Below are 23,697 nucleotides of genomic sequence, written 5' to 3' on the forward strand. Positions count from 1 at the left end.
GATGTCAGTGCGGTCGCCTCCCATTCCGAGATTGACCATCATCATTCCGGTTCGCAATCGGCAGGAGCTTGGAGAGCGAGCGTTGAGGAGCGCTGCGGCCCAATCCGTGTCGCAAACCGAGATCATCGTGGTCGACGATGGGTCCGAGCCGCCATTCGAGATTCCGAGTGACCTCCGCTCGAATGAATCGATCAGACTTCTCCGTCAGCCTGTCAATCTTGGCGCGGCTTCCGCAAGGAATACCGGCATAGGCTCGGCCGGTGCCGACTGGATTGCATTCTTGGATTCGGATGATTATTGGCTTCCGGGCACATTGGCGCCCCGGCTGGAAAGGGCCGAGGTGGATTTCGCTGTCGACCGCAATCCACTGGCGGTCCACGCCGCGGGTTTCATCCTGGAAAGTTCGATTGCGAAGCGGCTCGAGACGCGCATACCTCGCGAAAGTGACGATTCCCTGGATTTCGCGAGCGCCTGTTGGTTCGCGCCCGGTTCGACGCTATTGGCACGGAAGGAAGCGTTTGATCGCATCGGGCCCTACGATGCCGAATTGCGTCGACTCGAGGATCTGGACTGGTTCCTGCGGCTGGCACTCCACGGCGGCAGCCTGAAGGTCTGGGATAAGCCAACGGCGCTCATCGCGGACGAATCGCAATTTCCCGGCCTCCATTTGACGCAAGCGATCGCGCGCTTGAACCGCAAGTATCTTGCGAAAGGGAGCCCGCATCGTCTTTCTGGCAAGTTCGCGCGCCGGCTCAGCGCCTATTTGAACATCGAACGCGCCGCGTTCTGTTTGACCCAAGGGCGCTGGCTGGGCTTGTTGTTTTATCTGGGATGGTCGTTTGGTCAGGTCCCCCGAACCACCTTGCATTTGTCGCGCTTTTGGCGTTTTGAGGCGCCCCCGCCCGACATCAGGCCAGCCGGCGATGTCAGCGAGCGCAAGCGCGAATTGTCTACCAGCAGGTAGCTTCAGACTGCCGGTTAAATTTGCCTGGCTTGCCGGCCTCACGGGCAATTTGCGATGCCAGATCCGACTCTGTGCTCCAATTCGCCAGATTGGTCGCTGCGCCGGTCAGGTGCGCATCGATGTTTGCCGATGTCAGGCGCGTACCAAAATCCGCAGGAATCCCACGATCGGGATCGTTATAGTCGAATATCCGGTCGAGAATGAGATCGCCTGTTTGCTTTCGATAGTGCGACCGCTCCCAAAACCATCGCATCGGCGAACGGTCGCCGAGCTTTGGTATCGGTTCGGTGGTAATGGAGTTGGGCGCACTGAAGTCCCAAAGGGGGAAGGGCTGGCGTCCGGCTCTTGATGCCTCTTCTTCGTTGATCCGGACCAGTTCATGGAGCCAGAATGCGTAACGCTCTCCGAGCCCCAGAGCTTCGATTGTGGCGCGTACCACGGCATGAAGCGGTGTCACAAACAGCCGGAGATCAGTTCCATCGGCGTAGGCCTTCCTGATCATGAAACGAAACGGATCGAATGTCGTCATTCCCGTTTCGGGATTCGTGAAACAGAATTGCATACTCGGCGCAACCAAGATGGGATTCCAGCTCTTCAGCAGCCGGTGAATGACCGCGGTTGCGCCGCCGACGCGATCCAAAACGGCTTCCTGACCGTGCCAGACGCGCATGCCCAGGGAATCGAAAGCGGCGGGCTCGGACTGCCCGCGAAGAGTCACGATGGCGTCGCGAAGAGTGGTCGTCGTGAACAGCAGACTGAACCGATCCCTGGCCGCATAGTCCGCATCGCTCAACGAGGGGTACCGTACCATCAGGCTGTTGAGCATGTTTGTGGGAGGTATAGCCCCACGGAGGCCCTGCTTGCGGCCCGTCGCGGCGTAGTGCAGGTAGCCGTCGCGATATTCCCCGCGCGCTATTCGAATTCGTACGAAGGGGTTGGCGGCGAGATATCGCGCTTCATCCCAATTTGCCGGCCTGAAACCGCCCAGTCGTCCTTCGACCCGCCCCGCTGCGAGCCAATGATGATAGCCGTTTACGAAAGGCCCGTCCTTGACGGCGGCGGCAACGTCGGGATTGACCTGGAGGTAACCTGCTTCATCCCAATCGGCAGGCACTGCGGCCCCCTCGCGGCCCTCGGTCCGGCCGGCGAGCTCGAAGTGCTCCCGGCCGGACTTGAATTCCTTGCGAAGGACGGCCGCTTTCACGTCCGCATTGACGGCAAGATAAAGCGTTTCGTTCCAGTCACCCGTAGTGGCCGCCGGTTTCACCGCGGATTTGGGGCGATCGCGAAGCGCGCCGTCGAGATACTGGGCAAATTCCCGAACGGCGTCCTCATCAAAGCGCTGTTCCTGCAATGTAGAAGCGAGCGGGAAGTTGATATTGAAAGCAAAGAAATCGAGACCGACGACGGCCTGCTTCAGCGGAGCGCCGTACTTCTGCGCGTGCAGGAATGCGAGCATCACGGCGTAGGAATTGGACGAGGGAAGGGCGAAGTTGAAGACGGTGCCTGGTGCCCAGCCCTTGTGCCGGGGATCGATGCCGACCTCGACCCTCGAGCTCCCCAGTGAAACGGCGCTAGGGTGCAGGCGGGCAACCTGGTACGGCTTGGCGATGACCACCTTCGGCTCGTAGGCGGGGCGCACGACGTTGATGCCGGGCCAACTCGGCGCCCCCCAAATGTAATAAGGATCGACCGCTATCGTGAAGCCGGCGAAGGCAACCGGGGGAAGCAGCAGGAATGCCAATACGGCAAATGCAAATCGGCGATAGTCGGTCTGCGGTTTCGACGCCTCGGTCCCGAATGGGACATCGCCCGGTTGCCAAATAAGCGTCAAGCTGACGTCCCGATCAATTGCGTGCTCCGACTATAACCAGTCCGCACTGGATCGAACAAGCGGTGTGGCGGCTGGAGCTTAGTGTCAGGCCCCATGCTGAGACGCCTCGAAATCCACTAGTAAACGGGCTGGTCTGCTTCGCGATCGTATGGCAAGTTTTGACATGCTCCCGGTATGCCTTGCGCGAGATGAACGCCCCGAATGCGCCGACCCCGACAAAGGGCAGGGTCGGCGATGAATCATCTGCCCGACGATCTGCGTCGCCTGGAAGCGGAAGCGATCTTCATCTTCCGTGAAGTCGTCGCCGAATGCCGCAAGCCGGTCATGCTCTATTCGATCGGCAAGGACTCCTCGGTCATGCTGCATTTGGCGCGCAAGGCATTCCATCCAGCGAATCTGCCATTCCCGCTGCTGCACGTCGACACCACTTGGAAATTCCGCGACATGATCCGGTTTCGCGATGAAACCGCGGAGTGTCTCGGGCTCGATCTAATCGTCCACGTCAATCGCGCAGGGCTCGAGCAGGGCATCAATCCGATTCAGCACGGCTCCGCCGCCTACACCGGCGTGATGAAGACCGACGCATTGAAACAGGCGCTGACTGCACATGGCTTCGATGCTGCGTTCGGCGGAGCACGTCGTGACGAGGAACTGAGCCGGTCCAAGGAGCGGGTGTTCTCGTTCCGTTCAAAAAACCACGTCTGGGATCCGAGAAACCAGCGTCCGGAGCTGTGGAATGTCTTCAATTGCCGCACCGCGCCGGGCGAATCCATTCGTGTCTTTCCACTCTCCAATTGGACCGAGCTCGATGTCTGGCGCTATATCGAGCATGAGAACATTCGGGTCGTCCCGCTGTACTTTGCGGCACGACGGCCGGTGGTGAGGCGTGGCGGAAACCTCATCATGGTCGATGACGCGCGGCTTCCGATCGGCGCCGACGAGGTCGTGCAGAATCTCGCCATCCGCTTCCGGACGCTGGGCTGCTATCCGCTGACCGCTGCGATCGAGTCGAGCGCAGTGACGGTCAACGATATCGTGCGTGAGCTGGAGACGGCCTCGACTTCCGAGCGAGAGGGCCGGCTGATCGATTTCGATCAAACCGGATCGATGGAAAGAAAGAAGCGTGAAGGCTATTTCTGATCCAAAGGTGAAAGCGCCATCAGGCCGGGAGGGAGGAGCGGTCCAGCGCGACTTGCTGCGCCTCATCACCTGCGGATCGGTCGACGACGGCAAGTCGACATTGATCGGGCGCTTGTTGCTTGATTGCGGCGCAGTGTTTGAGGACCGCCGGCAGGCGCTGCAGCGGGATTCGAAGGCCGTCGGGACAACCGGCGACGCACCCGATGCCGCGCTGCTACTCGATGGGCTGCAGGCCGAACGTGAGCAGGGCATCACAATCGATGTCGGCTATCATCACTTTGCGACGCCGCGCCGGCGTTTCATCGTGGCGGATACGCCCGGCCATGTGCACTACACCCGCAACATGGTGACGGGAGCATCGAACGCGGACATGGCCGTTCTGCTGGTAGACGCCAGCCAAGACATGCTGGAGCAGACTCAGCGGCACAGCTTCATCTGCGCGCTGCTCGGCATCCGGGACGTCGTCCTCGCCGTCAACAAGATGGATCTCGTCGATTTCGAAGAAAGCATCTTCAATGGCATCCGCGATGCCTTTGCCGGATTCTCCAGCTCCCTTCATTTTCGGAGCGTTGTGGCGATTCCGACATCCGCCGTGCTGGGCGACAATGTCACACGGCGCAGCGACCGCATGGCCTGGTATCACGGACCGACGCTGCTGGAGCAACTCGAAATCGTCGAGATCCACGCCGATGCGGCGCCGCAGTTCCGAATGCCCGTGCAATGGGTCAATCGGCCGGATGCGTCATTTCGCGGTTATGCCGGGACGGTGGCGTCCGGCGAATTGCATCCGGGCGACGAGGTCCTGATTGCGCGGACCAACGTTCGGACACGAATTGAGCGGATCGTGTCGATGGACGGCGACCTGGCGCGGGCCGGTGCGGGCGATGCCGTCACGGTGCTGCTGGCCGACGATATCGACGTTTCGCGCGGAGACCTGCTCGCCAGTCCGAATAAGCCGCCGCAGATTGCCGATGCGTTCGCTTGCGATCTCGTCTGGATGTCGGAGGCCCCCTTGTTGCCGGGGCGCAGCTATTTGTTGAAGTGCGGCAGCCGGACCGTCGGGGCCACGATCACGACTCTGAAGTACCGCGTCGACGTGACGAATTATGCGCACTTGGCGGCGCGGCAACTTGCGCGCAACGATATCGCCTACGTCAATATCGCGACCGTCGAGCCGATCGCGGTCGATCCTTACCAGGAGAACCGGACGACCGGCGGCTTCATCCTGATCGACCGGTTGACCAACGAGACCGTCGGTGCCGGCATGATCCGCTTCGGCCTCAACCGCGCCGCCAACATTCACCACGCCGATTTCGACGTCACCAAGGCCGCACGTGCGCAGTTGAACGGTCAGCGCCCGATCATCATCTGGTTCACGGGGTTGTCGGGCGCGGGAAAATCGACAATCGCGAATTTGCTCGAACGGAAGCTATACGCATTAGGCAAGCGAACTTACCTGCTCGATGGCGACAATGTCCGCCAGGGATTGAACCGCGACCTCGGCTTCACGGAAGCGGACCGGGTCGAGAACGTTCGCCGCGTCGCCGAGACGGCCAAGCTTTTCGTCGATGCCGGCCTGATCACGCTGGTTGCATTGATCTCGCCGTTCCGCGCTGAACGACGGATGGCGCGCGCAATCGTCGCCGCAGACGAATTCATCGAGATATTCGTCGATACGCCGGTCGAAATCTGCGAGCAGCGCGATCCGAAGGGACTCTACCGCAAGGCAAGGCGCGGAGAGTTTCGCAATTTCACCGGCATCGACTCGCCCTATGAGTCCCCGGAGCATCCGGACTTGACCCTCGACACGGCAACCGAGAGCGCCGAACATCTCGCCGACGAGGTGATGCAATTTCTGCGGAGGCGCGGCGTCCTGGATTGATTGGGCAGCCAACCCTCAGCGTCATTGTCCGGCGCTAGAACTCGAAACGGAATCAACGATATGCTTGTGCTGGACGATCGAACGGTTTTGCGGTTCGGCGAGGGTCTCTTGAAGCATTCGCCACAGCGGGTTTCCGAGCTGGAACAAGAAGGCGTATCTCGACGATAATCCTGATGTCGCCGCCTTTATCGGCTCACGCGCCTTCGCCAGCGGATACGAGCACTACGTCAAGCAGGGACCGGCGGAAGGGGTCGCAAGGGGATGCCGATGCGGTGGATCGAGGAGACCTATCTGGCAGCAAATCCGGACGTTGCCGCGGCAGTGAAGGCTGCGGAATATTTCGCTGGGACTTCCATCCTTCCATTAGCGTTTCGGCCCTGCGGAGCCTTCCATTGCCGGAGGTTGCAACCCAGGGTCGCTAAAATCTATTCCCGATCGATCTGGGACATGCAATAGTTCGCGGAAGCTTGTTGAATCATGCGCGAAAAGCCGTTGGCGTCCCGCCCGGACTCGATGTATCGCCGCTTCCGAGGTCGGACATGCTCTCGTTTCTGAGCGAATTCTGGATGTTCCTACGGGTCCGGAGGAAGTTCTGGCTATTGCCGATCTCATCATGACGCTGCTATTCGGCTCACTGCTGGTATTGTCGAAAGGCTCCGCGGTCGCGCCTTTTATTTACGCGAGTTTCTAAATGGACAGCATCAGCACATGACGAGTCATTCCCTCGAGACGAAAGACTTCGCGCGCCTTCTGGGACATCCCGCGGATCAGTTGCCGCCAGGCTGCCTTGCCGAGATCGCGCGACGCGACTGGCGATATGACTGGATCGAAGGGGAGCAACTCGATGATGTCGTGACCGGCCTGCTCGAACGCATCCGCCGCAAGGAGTTTTCGATTGTCGTCCCCGGCGACAAGTCGCGCTGGATCAAGGGATGGGGCGAGAACCTCGCTGATTTCGTGACCAGCAAGGGCGATGTCGACGCGCTGGCGCCGAAATATGTTCGTCCGAACATGCCGGTCCGGCTTTACCGGCGGTATGCCCAGCCGGTCGAGCCGAACTTCGAGCAGAACTGGCGCAAAGTGTATCAGGAATGGCTGTTCCGAACCTATATGGTGGACAGCGAACAGATATTTGAGTTCGGATGCGGTTCAGGTGGCCACGTCAGTGTGCTCGCGCAGATGTTTCCGGACAAGAAAATCACGGGTCTCGACTGGGCCGAGCCGTCCTGCGAGATCATCAACAACATGAAGAAATTGCGCGGCTGGAACACAGAAGGGCGCCTGTTCGATTTCTACAAGCCCGACTACGATATCGAGATTCCACGCAACAGCGTCGTCTATACGTTTGCCGCACTCGAGCAGGTATCGGATTCATTCGGCGCCTTCGTCGACTTCCTGCTGGCGAAGCGCCCCAAATTATGCGTTTTCGTCGAGCCGATCTACGAGTGGTACGATCCCGCCAATTTCATCGATCATCTGGCCATGCGCGGGCATGCGATCCGTAACTTCCTGCACGGGATGCCGCGCGCGCTCCACGCCTTGCAGGCAGAAGGGCGCATCCAAATCGTCAAGGAACACCGCGTGGAGTTCGGCAGCCTCTTGCACGAAGGTTATTCGCAGACGATCTGGCGACCGGTCTGAGCGGCAGTAGCGGCCTGCTAGCTTACCGTCCGGGTGGCATACCAGCGGACGAGGTCGCCTAGTCCGGCCTCGATCGAAATCTGCGGCTCGAAGCCGAGGATCCGTCGAGCCTTTGATGTATCGACGGTCCGGATCGGGATCGTTGTCGGCTTTGATGCATCGAAGCGCGGCGAAACGTCGTGTCCTGCCGCCTTGAGGATGGTCTCGACCACTTGACGTATCGAAATGGCCGATCCGTATCCGATATTGATTGGATCGCAGGTCGCATGCTTCTCGATCGCGAGCAGGCAACCGCGCACGAAATCCTCGACATGGAGGAAATCGCGCATTTCGCTGCCGCTTCCCCACACCTCGAACGGGTCTGCCTTTTCGACGGCCCTGCGCACCAGCGCGGGAATGACGTGGCTGCGGCTCGGTTCGAAATCGTCATACGGGCCGTAGACGGCGGTCGGCCGGACCAGCGCGATCTTGACGGTCGAGCAGCTGGCGACGAACTCGGCCAGATGTTCGAAATAGCGACGCATCCGGCCATAGCCGAGATAGGACGGATGCGGCTGTTGCTCGCCCAACTCGTCTTCCCGGATCGGGTGGTCTGTTGCGGGATAGACCGTGCTGCTGCTGAAGATCAGGATACGTTCGACTTTGGCCGCCCAGGCAGCGTGCAGCACCTGCGCCGTCAAATTCAGGTTCTTGACGATTCCGGCCATGGCGTCTTCGGAGGAGCCACCGGCGCCCGACACGGCGCCTGCCGCGTGAAAGACAAGCTGCACGCCCTGCATTGCTCTGAGGCAATCCTGGGGGTCGGTAAGGTCGCCACGGACGATCTCGACACGGGAATCGGAAATGATCGGTGCGCGCTCGTGAAGGGCAAGCCGCACCCGGCCGCCCGCGTTCAGGAGCGCCTGGGCAAGGTGGGTGCCGATAAAACCGGCTCCGCCGGTCACCAGAGAAAGGCGGCGTTGAAAAAACATCAGCGGCCCAGATATCGTTCAGCGCGACCAGGCGCGAGGGGGATGCTCCGTCGGCGTTCAGCGAACTCGGGCGCCCTGGGAGCGGTCCGCGAGCCGCGTCTGTACGGCACCACGTATCGAGGCCGGATCCAGGCCGATGCGTTTGCGGATGTCTTGCACGGTCCCGTACCAGCCGCAGAATGCGTCCGGCAGCCCATGATAACGCATGCGCAGGGCCGGCACTTCGGAAATCGCCTCGTAGAGTCCGTAGGCGTCGTGGACGACCAGGATCTCGGTGTCGCGGAACTGTTCGATCAGCGCCTTGTCGATCGGCTTGAGGGTATGGAAATAGACAAGGTTGACTGGTAAGTCGCGGCACGCCTCCATTACATTGGTGAGGATCGGGCCAGCGGTCATCACGGTCAGCGGTGCGCCTTCGTTCTTCAGTACCGTGCCCTTGCCGAACTCGGTATTGGTCTCGATCGCATGCGGATGATCCGACAGACGGTAATAGGTCGGCCGAGGGCTGTTGTACTGCGACCGGATCAGCGCGTCGACCTCCCGCTTGGAGCCGAGATGGAGGACTTCCATGTTCGGCAACATGCGCAACGAGGCCAGGTCGGTATAGGCATGGTGGGTTGCTCCGTCCCAGGCGTAATCGAAGGTCGCGCCGCAGGTCACGATGTTGCCGGCGAAATTGTTATAGCACATGTCGAGCTTGATCTGCTCGAGGCTGCGATCGGTCAGGAACGGGCAGATCGTATGCACGAATGGGTTGAAACCCTGCGAGCTCAGACCCGCGGTGACGCTGACCAGCGTGTTCTCACAGATGCCCATGTTGTAGAACCGGTTGGGGTGCTTCTCCCAAAAGTCCTTGAACATGTAGACGCTGATGTCGCCGAGCACGATGACGATGCTGTCGTCGTGCGCGGCCAGCTCCGAGACGGTATTCTTAAATTGCGCCCGCATGGAGCTCCCCTTGAAGCTTGGTCAGTTCGTCCGGCTTCGGCGCACGGCGATGCCATTCATAGACGTTCTCGGAAAGGGTTGCGCAGCCATACCCCTTCACGGTGTTGCACACGAGGACGCGAACCCGGCCGGTCGGCTTTGCAAGCGCTTGCTTGATGGCCGCCAGATCGTGGCCCTGCATCTCCGATACGTCGCAGCCGAAGGCGGCGAAGCGTTCGGCCGGATTGCCGATCGGCAGGCAGCGTCCCTGCGACTGGTTGTTGTCGTATAACACCGTGAGATTATCGAGCTTGGTGTTGACCGCGACCATGACCGCTTCCCAGACGCTGCCCTCGTTGGATTCGCCATCGCCGATCAGGGTGTAGACCTTGCGCTTCGTGCCCGCGATCTTGGCGGCGAGCGCCATGCCGACCGCGATGCCGATGCCGTGGCCTAGCGAACCGGTCGAGGCCTCCACACCGGGAACCTTGGTACGGTCGGGGTGGCAGCCGAAGCGGGAGTCGAACCCGCCGAAAGCATAGACGTCCTCGAAGCTGAAGTAGCCGTGTGCGGCAAGGGTGCAATAGAAGCCGAGCGACGCATGCCCCTTGCTCAGGACGAACAGATCGCGCTCCGGCATGTCGGGCCGCTTGGGATCGTGCCGCATGGTTTGGTAGACGGCGGTCAGCATCTCCACGATCGAGAACGACGTGGGTATATGGCCGTGCCCGCTCTTGTTCGAAACGTTGAGAATTTCCGACCGGATCTTCCTGCAGATATCGTCCATCAAAGCACCACGTAGGAAACACGCGCCGTCATCGGCATCCGCTCGACCTTGAGATTGGTGACGTCGAACACCTCGCGGAGCGCAATCGTCTCGCCGGGGAAGATATCGTCAGCGAGTTCATCGAACACCAGCACGCTGCCCTTGAACAGGTGTGGCTTGATCGCTTCGAGCGCCACCTTGGTAGGCTGGTAGATGTCGAAATCGAAGATCGCGAGCGACACCAGCGTTTCCGGCTGGCGCTTCAGATAAGCCGGGATTGTTTCCGTCGCGTCGCCCTGCACCAACTCGAATTTCTTCAGATGCGAGATCGGATTGAGCGCTTCCTGCAGCGCGAGTATTTCTCCGAGATATTGCTGATAGTTTTCGCTGACCGAGAACGATCCGTCCGTGGTCTTGCACAACTTGCCGTCCTTGTCGCTCATGCCCTTGAAGCCGGCGAAGGTGTCGAAACCGATGATCTTGCGGTGACGGTTGAACGGCTCGAAAATTCCGCGCAGCGCCGACAGCAGAGAGAGCGTCTGGCCCCAGCGGACGCCGAACTCCATCACCACGCCATGAGTGTTGATAATCTTGCGGTAGATCTCATAGAAAAACAGAATTCGCGAAAGCGATTTCGAGGATAGAAACAGGCCGAGATTGGCGAGGAGTTCGTCCTCCGGCAACGGTGCCTGCTTGAGCATCTCAATGAATTTGAGCTGCAGGTCCTTCTCGCTTTGGCTCGAAAGCACGATCGCATCGTGCTTTTGTGTCTTGATGTCCGCCATGATGCTCGCCCTGGGGGTGTCGCGGATGAGAGGTTAGCCATGTTTCGCAGCTGGTTTTATCTACACTGCGGATCAGGGGCGCGTCTAGTGAGTGCCTGAGATCGCGGACACCTACGTGAAGTTGCCGCGAAATACAGGCGGCATCTCACATTTCCGCACGTCTTCGGGCATCAGGGTCCCCGCAGTCGACCGGTGCCGATATAGGCGGGGCCAAGCCAATCGATATACCTGTTCAACGTCTGCCAGGAGGGCCGGGCAAAGGCGGAGTGGAGCGCGCCAGCTTTGCCGCTGTCCACCGGACCGATGTCATACGGATACTCGCCGTAGCGCACGGACAGGCCGAGTTGATCGACGATGCTGGACAAATGGACCAGGCCCTCTGATCCCAGATTGAACGCACCGGTGTGGCCGCGATCCATGGCCTGAATCATGAATTCGATGATCTCGTCGTGCATCACGAAATTGTAGCGCGCGGTCGGCGCCAGGAAGAGCTGACAATCCCGCTGGGTCAGCGCCCGGTGGACCGTGCTGGCGCGAATGGAGGGACCGAGCAGGGTGGTCGTGCGCAGGATCAGGGGCGCGGTCGCGTGCTCCTGCACATAGAGGTCGGAGAACAGTTTCGTGAAAGCATAGGGGCCGGCGAGCGGTAGCAGGTCAATGTCTTCGTCTTCGCGGACAGCGCGGCCGGTCGGCGGATAGACGGCCAGCGTCGACACGAAAATGAACTTGCGATGCGGAATGTCGACCAGTTTCTGCGTCAGCAGGAAGTTGTCGGCCATGTAGCCATAGGCCGTCTTCATGGAGACGTCCTTTGCGGCGTTGACGGCGCAATGGATGATGGCGTCGAACGGCGCCGCGGCGCGGATCGCGGGGTCGTCGATCGATGTCCCTCGCACGAAGGCAATTCCTCCGAGCGCGCGATGCACGGAGTGTCCGAGGCCGCTGCGCGCGCCGGTGACCAGCACATTGCGCGTGGGTCGGGTGGCGCTCGAAGGGAGAGTTGCCGCGACGATGTCGTTCATTCTGTCAGGCCATCGACAAAGAGCTGAGCCGCACGGTGACTTGCAGAGCTCCCGCATCGACGCAACGAGCTCGACTCGCCGACCGTGAGCTTCCGGCGCGCGGCCAATTGGAAATGTTGCCTGCTCGCGCGAAGCGGTGCGACACCGGATCTAGCTCGTCGCGGCAAAGTGCTTTTGGACCCGCCGGCTTTGCGGGCCATGATTTCACCTGTGGTTGCAAAACAAAGTTCGAGTTTGCGTGGTGCGGAAACGTAGCTATAATTGGGGGTACAATCAATAAATGGTATTTGCCCCGCGTCCAATAGGGTGTTTGATATGATGGCTGATTTGCCGCCCAAGACGCGAAAAACTCCGCTGGACGGCGTGCTGGTCGTGGAGCCGCTCACTGCATTCGAGGACTTTCGCGGTGAATATGTCGAACTCTACAATGATCCGGCATACAAGGCGGCCGGCATCGCCTATGAGTTCATTCAGGACGATATTTCGGTTTCGCGGCGGCACGTCTTGAGGGGCATTCATGGCGACCGAAAGACGGCCAAGCTGGTTTCGTGCCTCCACGGGGCATTTTATCTGGTGGTGGTCAACAATATTCCGGAGTCGCCGCAGTATCGGCAGTGGACCGCCTTTTCGCTGTCGGACCGGAAGCGCGAGCAGGTTCTGGTTCCGCCCGGATTTGGCAACGGTCATGTCGTGCTGACCGAATCCGCGATGTTTCATTATAAGCAGACCACAACCTATGACCGCTCCTCGCAGTTCACGTTGCTATGGAACGATCCTGAGCTGAAAATCTGGTGGCCCATCCACAATCCCATCATCTCGCAAAGGGACGGCGGAATTTCCGCATGAGATCATGAAAGTCCTGATCACGGGCATTACGGGGATGGTGGGAAGCCATCTGGCGGAATACTTCCTGTCGACCTTTCCCGAGATCGAGGTCCACGGGCTGGTGCGGTGGCGGAGTCCACTGCAAAACATCAAGGGAATTTTGCCGCAGATCAAGCTTCATCAGGGCGATTTGCGCGATCTGAACTCCCTGGTCGTGATGTTGCGCAGTGTAAAGCCTGATCGCATCCACCATCTGGCGGCGCAGTCCTACGTCGATATGAGCTTTGTCGCGCCTGCGGACACCCTGAATAGCAACATCATCGGCACGTGCAATCTGCTGGATGCGGTTCGGATCGTCGGAATCAATCCGCGGGTCCATATCTGCTCGTCGTCCGAAGTCTATGGGCAGGTGAGGCCCGAGGAAGTTCCGATCACCGAGCAGGCGCCGCTTCGCCCTGCAAGCCCGTATGCCGTCTCCAAGGTCGGCGAGGACATGATCGCCTGTCAGTATGGGCTATCATATAAGCTCGACCTGGTGCGAACCCGCATGTTCACCCACACCGGTCCCCGTCGCGGCGATGTCTTTGCGGAAAGCTCGTTTGCTCGGCAGATTGCAGAGATCGAGGCACGCAAGAGGAGCGGCCCGGTGTTGGTCGGAAATCTCGATAGCGTACGCACGCTCGCGGATGTGCGGGATGCGGTGCGGGCCTACAAGCTGCTGCTCGACCACTGTCCAGGCGGCGAAGTCTACAACATCGGCGGCAGCGAGACGATGACGGTCGGCGACATCCTGGAGACTCTGAAATCGCTGGCACGCGTGCCGATCGAGCACAAGGTGGATCCGAAACGGTTGCGTCCGTCGGATGTCACGTTGCAGATTCCCGATTCCGGAAAATTCCACAAGGCGACGAACTGGAAGCCGCAAATTCCGGCGCGGCAGACGTTGAGCGATCTGCTCGACTATCAGCGCGAGGCAATTCGCGCGGAGGGTGCTTGCTGAGATGTCGATGATCGTATGGCCGGCTCCGTTCCGGGCCTCCTTCTTCGGAGGCGGCAGCGGCTATCCAGAGTGGTATCGTGACGAGCCGGGTGCGGTGCGGTAAGCTTCTCGGCGTGGGTGGGACGGGCTTTGTCCTGCTGTACGTGCAGGGTTTACTAAGCCGCGGTGATCGATGCCCTGACTCCTCGATGCGTCGATGTGTCATTCTCACTGCAGCGCGAAGGCGTGCGCACGGTCCATCAATCGAACAACGTGATTTTGCCATATGACGGCTGAGTTCAAGACGGTCTTTCGAACCCCCTGGTTTGAGATCAGAACCGTTGACCCGGGCGAGGAGCCGAGCGGAACTACGGAGCCCTATTATGTCGTGGTCCGTCCGAGTGGCGTCATTGCCTTCGTGCTCGATCGCGAGGGAGCAGTCGTCCTGGTCGAGCAGTACCGCCCGCCGCTTGGTCGGGTGACTCTGGAGATGCCGGCGGGATCGGTGGATGCGGGGGAGACGCTCGAGACCGCCGTTGCGCGAGAGGTTCTGGAAGAGACCGGGCTGGTCTGCGAGCATTGGCACTTGATAACTCCGTGCCGCCTGGCCCTTCAGCGGGAGGACGTGGTCGACCATTTTTTCGTGGGCCTGGGAGCCCATGAAGCGGAGGGATTCCAACGGACGGAACGTGGAACCGTACAGTTCCTGCCACGATCCGAGCTGCTCGACCTGGTGAAATCCCACCGTTTTGACCAGACCGCGGCCCTCGGCGGGCTCTATGTGGCCGAGAAGTTATTTGGTATTGACTTGTTGACGGCCGATCTGGCGTGTATCCAATCGGCCATGGCTACTTCAGCGGGTGGGGATCCTGGGAACTGACGATGGTTCGGATCGGGCTCGTCCAGATCAACAATAGCTTTTCCGGTCAGAATTACCTGCCGTATTCGATTGCTTGCCTGCAATCCTACGCTGAGCGCCGGCTGCCGCCCGGGAAGTTCGAATTCCTCCCGATGATCTACAAGCGGATTCCGGTGTCGGAGATCGTGGACCGGGTGGAAGGTGCCGACGTCGTAGGCTTCAGTGCCTATGTGTGGAACGCCAGAATATCGCTGGAGGCGGCGCGCCGCATCAAACAGCTCCACCCGAACCGGTTGGTGATCTTTGGCGGGCCGCACGTGCCCGATCATGCCGAAAGCTTTCTGCGCAGCAATCCGTTCATCGATCTCGTCGTTCACAACGAGGGCGAGAAGACCTTCGTCGAGCTGCTGAGCCGGCTTCCGGAGCGCGACTGGAGCGGAATTCGCGGCATCAGTTACATCGACGCGGCCGGTAACTTCGTGCGCGCCGCGCCCGTCGAGCGGATGCGCGAGCTGGAAGAGCTGCCGTCGCCGTTCCTGAACGGTATCTTCGATGATCTGATCGCCCGCAACCCGGACGAGCAGTGGATCGGTCTGTGGGAGACCAATCGCGGCTGTCCGTTCCAGTGCACGTTCTGCGACTGGGGCTCGGCGACTGCCGGCAAGGTGACGAAGTTCGAATTCGATCGTCTACATCGTGAGCTCGATTGGTTCGCCGCGCACGAGGTCAAATATATCTTCGTCTGCGACGCCAATTTCGGCATTCAGAAGCGCGACGTCGAGATCGCGGAGGCGGTGGCCGCCATCCGTGAGCGCACGGGATTTCCGCATGGGTTCTCGGTGCAGAACACCAAGAACGCCACGGAGCGCGCCTACCAGACCCAGAAGATTCTGGCGGACGCGAAGCTGAACAAGGGCGTCGCGTTGTCGATGCAGAGTCTAGATCCGACCACGCTCAAGAACATCAAGCGCGATAACATCTCCCTGGAGACCTATTTCGAGCTGGCGCGGCGCTTCACGGCCGACAAGGTCGAGACCTATAGCGATATTATCCTCGGACTGCCCGGCGAGACCTATGACACGTTCCGGAACGGCGTCGACAAGCTGATCCGGCTTGGTCAGCACAACCGCGTGCAGTTCAACAATCTCACCATTCTGCCCAACGCGGAAATGGGCAACCCCGACTATCTCGAGAAGTTCGGGATGGTGACGGTGCAGTCCGAGATCATCAACATCCACGGCACGCGCGAAGAGATGCCCGACGATGTGCCCGAGGTGCAGGACCTCGTGATCTCGACCTATTCGTTGCCACCGGAGGATTGGCGCAAGACGCGGGTGTTCGGCTGGATGGCGGCCTTCCTGCATTTCGACAAGCTGCTGCAACTGCCGATGATGGTGGCATGCGAGCTCGGCGGGCTCGCCTATCGCGACATCATCGATGCGTTCCTGGCGGCTTCGAAGGAAGAATATCCCGTCATTCACGGCATACGCGAGTTCTTTGACAGCGAGGCACTGTCGATGCAGCACGGCGGGCCGGAATACGTCTATTCGAAGGAATGGCTCGGGATCTATTGGCCGGCTGACGAATACGCGTTCATCAAGCTGACTGCAGAAGGTCGGCTGCAGACGTTCTATGCGGAGGCGGAGCGCCTGCTGCCGGATCTGCTCGCAAAGTCGATGGTCGATCAATCCTGGCCGCTGCTCGAAGGCGCGGTGAAGGAGGCGATCAAGCTCAACGCGGCCTTGATCTCGCAACCATTCGTGCTGGACGATCTTCGGATGTCCACGCGCTACAACGTCCTCGAATTCTGCGATAATGTTCGCAAAGGCGCGCCGGCGGCATTGCGTGAGGCACCGTCGGAGGTGTTGATCGAGCGCAGCAAATCCCGCTATTCCGATATCCTTGACTGGTGCCGTGAAGTCGTGTGGTGGGGCAACAAGAAGGGCGCCTATCTCTATATCAACCGCAGTATCCCGGCCGAGCCGCAGCTCGCCGGACATTATTGACCCTTGTAGCGAGCCAAGCCCTTGCGCTATCGGCCGCTCGGCTCAACCGGAATTATGGTTTCTGCCATCGGATTCGGGGCCTGGGGGATCGGGGGCTGCACGCCAGGCGCTACGTCTTACGGTGAGACCGACGATCAGGAATCGCTTCGTGCCCTCAACGCGGCGTTCGATCACGGGATCACCTTTTACGATACGTCGAACGTTTACGGAGACGGTCACAGCGAAGAGCTGATCGGCGCGTGCTTTGCGGGCCGCCGAAGCGATGTCATCATCGCGACCAAGGCCGGCATCACGGCGTCCTATCGTGGATATGACTTCCACCCTGCGGCGTTGCGGACGTCGCTCGAAGGCAGTCTGCGCCGGATGCGGACCGATTACGTCGACGTGCTCCAGCTCCACAACGGCACTCCGGACACCGTCATGGGCAGCTCCGAGGTCGTGGAGTTGATGCAGCGCTTCTTGGCCGAGGGTAAGGTCAGGTGCTGGGGCATCTCGACGCTCTCGCCGGATGACGCGCTAGCGCTGATCGATGTGGCTGGCGTCGGGTGCTTTCAGGTCAACTGCAACATTCTGGACTGGCGTGCGATCGACGCCGGATTGCCGGGGGCGGCGGCATCCCGGGGCATCGGCGTGATCGCCCGCACGCCGCTCGCCTCGGGATTTCTGGCCGGAGGCATCGGCAAGGACACCATGTTTCCTGCCAATGACCACCGCAGCAAATGGCCACGAGATCGAATCGTCACCTGGATCGATGCCGCCCAAGCGGTCGTCGGCAGCGTCAATCTGGCCGACACGCCCGAGAATCGCGCTGCGTTGGCATTGCGGTTTTGTCTTTCGGTGGACGGTGTTGCCACGGTGATTCCAGGCATGCTAACGCGTAGAGAGGTTCTGGCCAGCGTCGCGGCTTGCGAACAGGGGCCGCTTGGGCGAGATGTCATGCTGAGCATCGAAGGCGTCTACCGCCGTTACGAAGCCCGGTTGGGGGCTTGACGCCAGGGGCAACTTGCGGCGCATCGCAAGTTCATTCGCGCGGACTTCTTGTCTGGTCTGTCTGTCGGGTGCGATATTCAGGACCCGAGGCTTGCCGCGGAGTGTTGCACGAAGTCGGGAGTGGTCTTGGTCTCAACCGTTGTAAAGCCGATATCAGAACCGCATCCCGTGGCGTCAGCGATCCGCGGGGGCTTGAATACGTTGTCGAACGCCCTGAGCTGGGCGTGGCTCGATACGGTTTGCCAGTATCGGCGGTCGAGGATCGGTCCCCTGTGGGAGACCCTCAACGTTCTCGTGATGCTGCTCGGCCTGAGCGTCATTTCTTCGGCAATCTTCGGCAGTAGCGTCTCCGATATCATCGCCTATGTCGGCGTCGGTATCATCGTCTGGTCGGCCATATCGGCGCTGGTCATCGAAGGCGGCGGCGTCTTCGTCAGGAATGCGGGATATCTCAGCAATTCGACCCTCGGTCTTGGTCTCTATGTCGGGCGAACCGTTTTCAAGATCATGATCACCTTCGGCCATCACGCGATAATCTACGCGATGGGCCTCGTCTTTGCGCTCGTACCATTGAGTTGGACCGGCCTGCTCGCGCTCCCCGGGATTATCCTGCTGTTCGTCAATGGCTTCTGGATCGTGATGGTGCTCGGCTTCATTTGCGCGCGGTACCGGGATGTCGAACTGATCGTGCGCAACTTGATGCAACTTGCTTTTTTCGTGACGCCAATATTCTGGAATTATCGGCAAATCGCCAGCAACAGGCAATTTCTCGTCGAGTACAACGTGATGTTCTATTTCATCGAGATCATCCGCAATCCACTGCTCGGTGAGGTTCCGCCGCTCGCACACTATTTGACGGTTCTAGGGGTCACTGTGGCCGGTTATGGCCTCGCCTTCTTCGTTTACCGCCGGATGCGCGGTCAACTCGCGTTCTGCGTCTAGAGCATAGTCGGAAAAGTGGGGACCGGTCTTCCGACAAGATCATGCTCGAACAAGATTGCCTTGTGGAATCGCTGATCATGACTCATGTGCGTCTGAAGAATGTCAACGTCAGCATACCGATCTACGACAGCCATGCGCTCCGGCTGATCCGCTTGCCGTCGTTCAGCAATGTCCGGGTCGGCTCCGACTCGGCCAGCCGCACCAACGGCGTCATCGTCATTCATGCCTTGAAGAATCTCTCGCTCGAACTGGAAGAGGGCGATCGCGTCTGCCTGATTGGCCACAATGGCGCGGGCAAGACCACTCTGTTGCGGCTGGTTGCCGGAATCTACCCAACGTCGACAGGCTCGGTGGACGTGAAGGGAAGCGCATTCACGCTGCTAAGCGGCAGCATCGCGTTGAATGCCGATGCTACCGGTTACGAGAACATCAAGCTGATCGCAAACCTCTACAATTGGCGCAGCGACAAGTATCAGGATCTGGTGCGTGACATCGAGGATTTCACCGAGCTCGGCGTTTATCTGTCGTTACCGACGCGCATCTACTCGGCGGGCATGCAGGCGCGGCTCGCGTTCGCGCTTGCGACCGCCCAGAACCCCGACATCCTATTGATCGATGAAGGCATCGGCGCCGGCGACGCGCACTTCCAGGAGAAGGCGCGCGCGCGGGTGAATCAATTCATCAGCCGCGCGCGGATTTTGCTGTTGGCGTCGCACTCGAAAGACCTGTGCCGGTCGATGTGCACCAAGGCGTTGGTGTTGTCCAGGGGCGAGAGCGTCTTCTTTGGCGATGTCGACGAAGGCTTCGCCTTTTATGAGCAGCTGGGCTGAGCCGCCGTGATCATGCGGTTCGAGGCCATGTTGCTTCAGAAAGTGAAGTAGATGAATTCGCTCACCCGGTTGGCCGCAACCAGATTGTAGGTGAAGGCGACTCCGAACAGCAGGCCAAGCGTGGCCGCCCAGCCAAGTGTCGGACGCCAGGCGAGCCGGGCATTTTTCGGACGGCCTTCGCCGAGCAGGAATTGCTGGGTGTTCGGCAGCCCCCAAACGATCGCCAATGCGGCGACGAACCAGCTGAGCAGCGAACCTCCAGCGAGCCAGTCGTCTCCAACAGTAAGCCCTATCACCTTCAGCATCTCCGAGAATCCCGGCGCAGGATCGAGAAGAGGGCCGTGGAGCCAGCCGTGCAGACCTCTCATTCCATCGAGAATGCGTTGCGCCGCGTCGAAGCTCTCGGCCCGAAAGAAGACCCAGGCGAGCACGACCAGGAAAAACGTGCCAATCTGCGCAATCCATTGCCTGACGACAGTGACCTCGCGCTCGCCGCGAAGAGCCCGCCAGGCGTGATTGACGAGCAGGAACAGGCCATGCAGTCCGCCCCATGCGACGAACGTCCAACTGGCGCCGTGCCAGAGGCCGCCGATCAGCATGGTAAGCATGACGTTGATATAGCGCCGGGCCGGGCCGGATCGGTTGCCGCCCAGCGGGATGTAAACATAATCGCGGAGGAACAGGGACAGCGTGATGTGCCAGCGACGCCAGAAGTCGATAATACTCGTCGCCTTGTAGGGTGAGTTGAAATTGAAGGGGAGAACGACGCCGAACATCAGGCCAAGCCCGATTGCCATGTCGGAATAGCCGGAGAAGTCGAAATAGATCTGGAAGGTGTAGGCCAGGGCGGCTCCCCAGGCGTTGACGAAGCCGGGCGTTCCGCCGCTTGCCGCGGAGGCGAATACCGGCGACGCGTAGGCCGCCATGCTATCCGCGATAATCGTTTTCTTGAACAGGCCGAACAGCAGGAAGCTGATGCCGAGCGCGAAGTTCTGCCAGGAGAAATGCGCGAAAGTCGGGGCGGAGAACTGCGGCAATAGCTGATGCGGGCGGATGATGGGCCCGGCGATCAGATGAGGAAAGAAGCTGACGAACAACGAATAGCGCGCCAGCGACGGTTCAGCCTTCTGTTGCCGGGTCTCGATGAGATAGCTGATCTGTTCGAAAGTGTAGAAGGAGATGCCGACCGGCAGCGCAATGATCGGGATGATGAACGAGGCCGAGAACAGTTGGTTGATGCTGGAAATGATCAGGCCGGTGTATTTGAAGTAGCCGATCAGGGCGAGATTGAGCGCAATGCCGCCGATCAGCCAGGCTCGCGAATTCGAGCGGAAGTGCGCAATCGCGTAGCCGAAGAGGAAATTCACGACCACCGAAACGAGGAACAGGCTGAAGTTGAACAGGCTCGAATAGGCATAGAACACCAGGCATGCCGCGAGCAGGAACAGCAACGCCGCATTCCGCCCCCGCCACCAACCGAGCAGGTAAAAGCCACCGAGTGTGATCGGCAGGAAGATGAACAGGAAGATGGGCGAGTTGAACAGCAAGGATTACCAACAAGTCGCTTTGCTTTGACGATTCTGAGCTTTGGAGCCTTGGGTTGCGGCGGCGATCTGCGTTGCAAATCCAGAATTGGTAGCCGCCCAATCGGCAATTCCCGCCCGGCTGTGCGCGAGGTGCGCACTGATGTTGCCACTCGTGAGGCGGACGCCAAAATCGGCGGGCAGCGCGGATTCCGGACGATCATGTCCGAAGATGCGATCGAGGATGAGATTTCCGGCCATATGGCGGTAATGCGAAAACTCCCAGAACCAGCGCATCGGCGTCAGATCGGTGCGTTCCGGAACGATTTCACGCGTGACGGAACTGGCGTCGCTGAAGTCCCACAGGGGAAACGGTTTGCGACCGGCCCGCGCTGCCTCCTCTTCATTAATTCGGACCAATTCTCCCTGCCAGAATTCGTACCGGTCGGAGAGGCCGAGTGCGACGAATAACTGCCGAACCGATGTATGTAGCGGCGTCATGAAGAGCCGCAGATCGGTTTCCTGTTCATGGGCCCGCCGAACGAGGAAGCGGAAGGCCTCGAAACTGCTCATTCCGGTGGCGGGGTTGTTGAAGCAATACATATATCGCGGCGGCATGAGCCAGATGTACCACCGCCAGCCCAGGATGTTATTGCGGAAAACGTGGCCATTTCCGCCGTTCTTGCGAATGCTGTTGTCCTGCCAATCCCAAATGCGCATGCCACGGCTGTTGAAGGAGACGGGCTCCGATTGTCCGCGAAGTGTCGCGAGTGTATCGTGCACGGCGGTTGTCGAAAGAACCAGGCGGAAGAGCTCCCCGATCTGAAACGCAGCTCTTCCCAGCGTTTGCCAACGTGACAATAGCGCGTCCAAAAAATCGGCGGGCGGAAATCCACCCGTCAGTCCCTGCTTTTGACCGACTGCCGCGTAGTGCGAATAGCCGTCGCTGTATTCGCCAAGCGCCAATCTGACACGAGCAACGGGGTTTTTGGACAGATAGTTCACTTCGTTCCAACCGTCGGGGAGGAAGCCGCCCATCCGCTTTTCCTCACGTCCGGCCGCCAGATAGTGGTGATAACCGCTCAGAAAAGAACCTTGCGAGACCTGATATTCAACGTCGCGGTTGACTTGAAGATATCTCGTCTCGTTCCAGGCCTTCGGCGTGAAGCCACCTTCGCGATGTTCCAGTTTGCCGGCGGCGAGATAGTGGTGATAGCCGCTGATGAAGGTGCCGCGGGTGACTTCGTCTCTCACGTCCGGATTGATGCGCAGATAGAGCTCTTCTTTCCAGTCGCGCGGCGGCGTGCCGTCCTGCCGGCCTTCGGCGCGCCCGGCGGCAAGATAGTGGTGATAGCCGCTGACGAAGGTGCCCCGCCGAACTTCGGCGGCGACATCAGGATAGATTCGAAGATATTGCGCCTCATTCCAGCCAGGTGGCGGCGTGCCGTTCTGCCGCCCTTCGGCGCGCCCGGCGGCGAGATAGTGATGATAGCCGCTGGTGAACGTGCCACGCCGCACTTCGGCGGCGACGTCCGGGTAGAGTCGCAAATAGAGCGCCTCGTTCCAGTCGATAGGGGGGCTGCCCTCCACCATCCCGGCTCGCGTGCATTTCTCGGGTCCGGCATCTTTGCAAGCAGGATCGGCGGTGACTTCCGTTCGAGGTGCCAGTTGAGTCTCCGAGCGGGCCACTTCGCCGGGTGTAGGTGTGGCAACGGAGGCGGAAAGCTTCTCGTTGCTGTCGGGCCGGCGCTTCGCAAGCTCGGCTGCCAGAAAATCAGCGAAGTCCCGAACTCCGTCGCCTGAAAAACGGCTCTCCAGATATGCCTGGTCACGCGGAAAGAAGATATTGAAGCCGAAGAAATCCAGGCCGATCACGGCTTGCTTGAGCGGTGCGACTGATTGTGCGTGGAGAAACGCCAGCATGACCTCATAGCTCGTGGCCGAAGGCTGGCCGAAGTTGAAGACGTTCTTGCCGCTCCATCCGGGATGCAGCGGATCGAGAGCGACCTCGGCGCGCGAACTACCTAATATGATCGCCTCGGGCTTGATCCGTCGCACCTGATACGGCTTCACAGCAGGAACGTGATTTTCGTATCGCGGCCGCACGACATTGATCCCCGGAATGTCAGGGGTCCCAAACACGTAGTAGGGATCGACCAATACGATGAGCGCGGAGAGGGCGAGCGGAGGCATCGCTACAGATCCAATGAACCCGACAGTAAAGCGTCGAAAACTGGAGCGGGTTGGCGATGGGGGATCGGCAGCTTTGCTGGTCGCAGAGACGAATGCGCTCACCTTGGTCGTGACTCACTTGAGTTGACGGCGGAGGTTGAGTGCAACGTATCGAAGGACTCTGGGAGGGTCAAATGGGCACGAACGCAACAGGAGCAAGCCACCGGCACGTTGCTTGCGCCTGACGCTGCTGAGCTTTCGGGTCAAGGTCTGCGGCAGAAATCTGCATCGACAACCAAGGAGTTGATGGCCGCCCGATCCCTGATTTCCGCTTGGTTGCGCGAGATACGGATGTTCTTGCCTGAGAGGCGGACGCCGAAATCGCCCGGCAGGGCGGGTTCCGACGGATCATGTGCCACGACTCGATCGAGAATGGAGATTGCCCGCCGTTCTGCGGCGCGGCGGCGGGCGCCACCGGCGGCTTTTTCCGCCAGCTCGTAGAAGCAGCCAAGCAGCTGATGATTGCACGAGCGCCTTGTCGCTGTTCGAGATCGCGATATCGGCCGGGCTCGCCAATCGTAGCGCTTCGGTATTGGCAGCCGAGGAGGCCTCGAGCTTCCCAAGATCATGCTTTCAGTC

19 protein-coding genes and 1 pseudogene are annotated in these 23,697 nt (G+C 60.0%); 12 read left to right on the forward strand and 8 right to left on the reverse strand.

Annotated elements, in window-relative coordinates:
* Positions 1-31 precede the first annotated feature (31 nt).
* Entirely contained in the window at positions 32-964 is a 933-nt protein-coding gene (locus D6B98_RS02770) for a glycosyltransferase family 2 protein (RefSeq protein WP_164718345.1), read from the forward strand.
* Here D6B98_RS02770 and D6B98_RS02775 read toward each other — a convergent pair.
* A complete protein-coding gene (locus D6B98_RS02775; protein WP_126255401.1) occupies positions 951-2,798 on the reverse strand; it encodes a hypothetical protein in 1,848 nt (615 codons plus the stop codon). The genes D6B98_RS02770 and D6B98_RS02775 overlap by 14 nt on opposite strands.
* Positions 2,799-3,032: 234 nt before the next feature.
* Between D6B98_RS02775 and cysD the strand changes: the two genes are divergently transcribed.
* The 4 genes and pseudogenes from cysD (at position 3,033) to D6B98_RS02790 (ending at position 7,461) form a co-directional block, all read left to right on the forward strand.
* Positions 3,033-3,938 carry a sulfate adenylyltransferase subunit CysD gene (gene cysD / locus D6B98_RS02780; protein WP_126255402.1) on the forward strand — a complete coding sequence of 302 codons (906 nt, stop codon included), beginning with the start codon at positions 3,033-3,035 and terminating at the stop codon, positions 3,936-3,938.
* Between the two features lie 52 nt (positions 3,939-3,990).
* Positions 3,991-5,820, forward strand: a complete 1,830-nt coding sequence (gene cysC / locus D6B98_RS02785) for an adenylyl-sulfate kinase (protein ID WP_245481213.1) — start codon at positions 3,991-3,993, stop codon at positions 5,818-5,820.
* Between the two features lie 539 nt (positions 5,821-6,359).
* Positions 6,360-6,511, forward strand: a pseudogene (locus D6B98_RS41365) (DUF5989 family protein).
* 161 nt (positions 6,512-6,672) lie between these two features.
* Complete coding sequence (locus D6B98_RS02790) at positions 6,673-7,461, forward strand: class I SAM-dependent methyltransferase (protein WP_126255403.1); 789 nt, start codon at positions 6,673-6,675, stop codon at positions 7,459-7,461.
* A 17-nt stretch (positions 7,462-7,478) separates the two neighbouring features.
* On the opposite strand, the gene D6B98_RS02795 is transcribed toward D6B98_RS02790, so the two are convergent.
* The 5 genes from D6B98_RS02795 to D6B98_RS02815 all read right to left on the reverse strand — a co-directional run bounded on the left by D6B98_RS02795 (position 7,479) and on the right by D6B98_RS02815 (position 11,932).
* Positions 7,479-8,432 (reverse strand): NAD-dependent epimerase/dehydratase family protein, encoded by a 954-nt coding sequence (locus D6B98_RS02795; protein ID WP_126255404.1) that lies wholly within the window; start codon positions 8,430-8,432, stop codon positions 7,479-7,481.
* A gap of 57 nt (positions 8,433-8,489) precedes the next feature.
* Positions 8,490-9,380, reverse strand: a complete 891-nt coding sequence (locus D6B98_RS02800) for a transketolase family protein (RefSeq protein ID WP_126255405.1) — start codon at positions 9,378-9,380, stop codon at positions 8,490-8,492.
* The gene (locus D6B98_RS02805; protein WP_126255406.1) at positions 9,364-10,146 is read right to left on the reverse strand and encodes a transketolase; all 783 of its coding nucleotides are present in this window, start codon (positions 10,144-10,146) and stop codon (positions 9,364-9,366) included. Before D6B98_RS02805 ends, D6B98_RS02800 begins: the two co-directional genes overlap by 17 nt.
* A complete protein-coding gene (locus D6B98_RS02810) occupies positions 10,146-10,910 on the reverse strand; it encodes a class I SAM-dependent methyltransferase (protein ID WP_126255407.1) in 765 nt (254 codons plus the stop codon). Before D6B98_RS02810 ends, D6B98_RS02805 begins: the two co-directional genes overlap by 1 nt.
* A 170-nt stretch (positions 10,911-11,080) precedes the next feature.
* Positions 11,081-11,932 (reverse strand): NAD-dependent epimerase/dehydratase family protein, encoded by an 852-nt coding sequence (locus tag D6B98_RS02815; protein WP_164718346.1) that lies wholly within the window; start codon positions 11,930-11,932, stop codon positions 11,081-11,083.
* Between the two features lie 315 nt (positions 11,933-12,247).
* On the opposite strand from D6B98_RS02815, the gene D6B98_RS02820 reads away from it, so the two are divergent.
* The 7 genes from D6B98_RS02820 (at position 12,248) to D6B98_RS02850 (ending at position 19,363) form a co-directional block, all read left to right on the forward strand.
* Positions 12,248-12,778 carry a dTDP-4-dehydrorhamnose 3,5-epimerase family protein gene (locus D6B98_RS02820; RefSeq protein WP_205680435.1) on the forward strand — a complete coding sequence of 177 codons (531 nt, stop codon included), beginning with the start codon at positions 12,248-12,250 and terminating at the stop codon, positions 12,776-12,778.
* A gap of 4 nt (positions 12,779-12,782) precedes the next feature.
* Positions 12,783-13,757, forward strand: a complete 975-nt coding sequence (locus D6B98_RS02825) for a GDP-mannose 4,6-dehydratase (RefSeq protein ID WP_126255409.1) — start codon at positions 12,783-12,785, stop codon at positions 13,755-13,757.
* A gap of 265 nt (positions 13,758-14,022) precedes the next feature.
* Positions 14,023-14,616, forward strand: coding sequence for an NUDIX hydrolase (locus D6B98_RS02830; protein ID WP_126255410.1), 594 nt, complete (start codon positions 14,023-14,025; stop codon positions 14,614-14,616).
* A gap of 2 nt (positions 14,617-14,618) precedes the next feature.
* Entirely contained in the window at positions 14,619-16,601 is a 1,983-nt protein-coding gene (locus tag D6B98_RS02835; protein ID WP_126255411.1) for a B12-binding domain-containing radical SAM protein, read from the forward strand.
* 21 nt (positions 16,602-16,622) lie between these two features.
* A complete protein-coding gene (locus D6B98_RS02840; RefSeq protein WP_126255412.1) occupies positions 16,623-17,591 on the forward strand; it encodes an aldo/keto reductase in 969 nt (322 codons plus the stop codon).
* Positions 17,592-17,759: 168 nt separating this feature from the next.
* Positions 17,760-18,533: an ABC transporter permease gene (locus tag D6B98_RS02845; RefSeq protein WP_164718347.1), complete on the forward strand. Its 774-nt coding sequence runs from the start codon at positions 17,760-17,762 to the stop codon at positions 18,531-18,533.
* A 62-nt stretch (positions 18,534-18,595) separates the two neighbouring features.
* Positions 18,596-19,363, forward strand: coding sequence for an ABC transporter ATP-binding protein (locus tag D6B98_RS02850; protein WP_245481215.1), 768 nt, complete (start codon positions 18,596-18,598; stop codon positions 19,361-19,363).
* Positions 19,364-19,398: 35 nt separating this feature from the next.
* On the opposite strand, the gene D6B98_RS02855 is transcribed toward D6B98_RS02850, so the two are convergent.
* A complete protein-coding gene (locus tag D6B98_RS02855) occupies positions 19,399-20,910 on the reverse strand; it encodes an MBOAT family O-acyltransferase (RefSeq protein ID WP_126255414.1) in 1,512 nt (503 codons plus the stop codon).
* Between the two features lie 3 nt (positions 20,911-20,913).
* A complete protein-coding gene (locus tag D6B98_RS02860) occupies positions 20,914-23,079 on the reverse strand; it encodes a hypothetical protein (protein WP_205680436.1) in 2,166 nt (721 codons plus the stop codon).
* Positions 23,080-23,697 lie beyond the last annotated feature (618 nt).

This window comes from Bradyrhizobium sp. LVM 105 (genome assembly GCF_003957705.1).
GTDB classification, from domain to species: domain Bacteria; phylum Pseudomonadota; class Alphaproteobacteria; order Rhizobiales; family Xanthobacteraceae; genus Bradyrhizobium; species Bradyrhizobium frederickii.

What these genes read in the sequence shown, in the direction of transcription:
- D6B98_RS02810 (WP_126255407.1), bottom strand. Translation starts at nt 10,910, where the DNA reads ATGGCGGACATCAAGACACAAAAGCACGATGCGATCGTGCTTTCGAGC.
- D6B98_RS02795 (WP_126255404.1), bottom strand. Translation starts at nt 8,432, where the DNA reads ATGTTTTTTCAACGCCGCCTTTCTCTGGTGACCGGCGGAGCCGGTTTT.
- D6B98_RS02860 (WP_205680436.1), bottom strand. Translation starts at nt 23,079, where the DNA reads ATGCCTCCGCTCGCCCTCTCCGCGCTCATCGTATTGGTCGATCCCTAC.
- D6B98_RS02830 (WP_126255410.1), top strand. Translation starts at nt 14,023, where the DNA reads ATGACGGCTGAGTTCAAGACGGTCTTTCGAACCCCCTGGTTTGAGATC.
- D6B98_RS02805 (WP_126255406.1), bottom strand. Translation starts at nt 10,146, where the DNA reads ATGGACGATATCTGCAGGAAGATCCGGTCGGAAATTCTCAACGTTTCG.
- D6B98_RS02800 (WP_126255405.1), bottom strand. Translation starts at nt 9,380, where the DNA reads ATGCGGGCGCAATTTAAGAATACCGTCTCGGAGCTGGCCGCGCACGAC.
- D6B98_RS02835 (WP_126255411.1), top strand. Translation starts at nt 14,619, where the DNA reads ATGGTTCGGATCGGGCTCGTCCAGATCAACAATAGCTTTTCCGGTCAG.
- D6B98_RS02825 (WP_126255409.1), top strand. Translation starts at nt 12,783, where the DNA reads ATGAAAGTCCTGATCACGGGCATTACGGGGATGGTGGGAAGCCATCTG.
- D6B98_RS02815 (WP_164718346.1), bottom strand. Translation starts at nt 11,932, where the DNA reads ATGAACGACATCGTCGCGGCAACTCTCCCTTCGAGCGCCACCCGACCC.
- D6B98_RS02820 (WP_205680435.1), top strand. Translation starts at nt 12,248, where the DNA reads ATGATGGCTGATTTGCCGCCCAAGACGCGAAAAACTCCGCTGGACGGC.
- cysD (WP_126255402.1), top strand. Translation starts at nt 3,033, where the DNA reads ATGAATCATCTGCCCGACGATCTGCGTCGCCTGGAAGCGGAAGCGATC.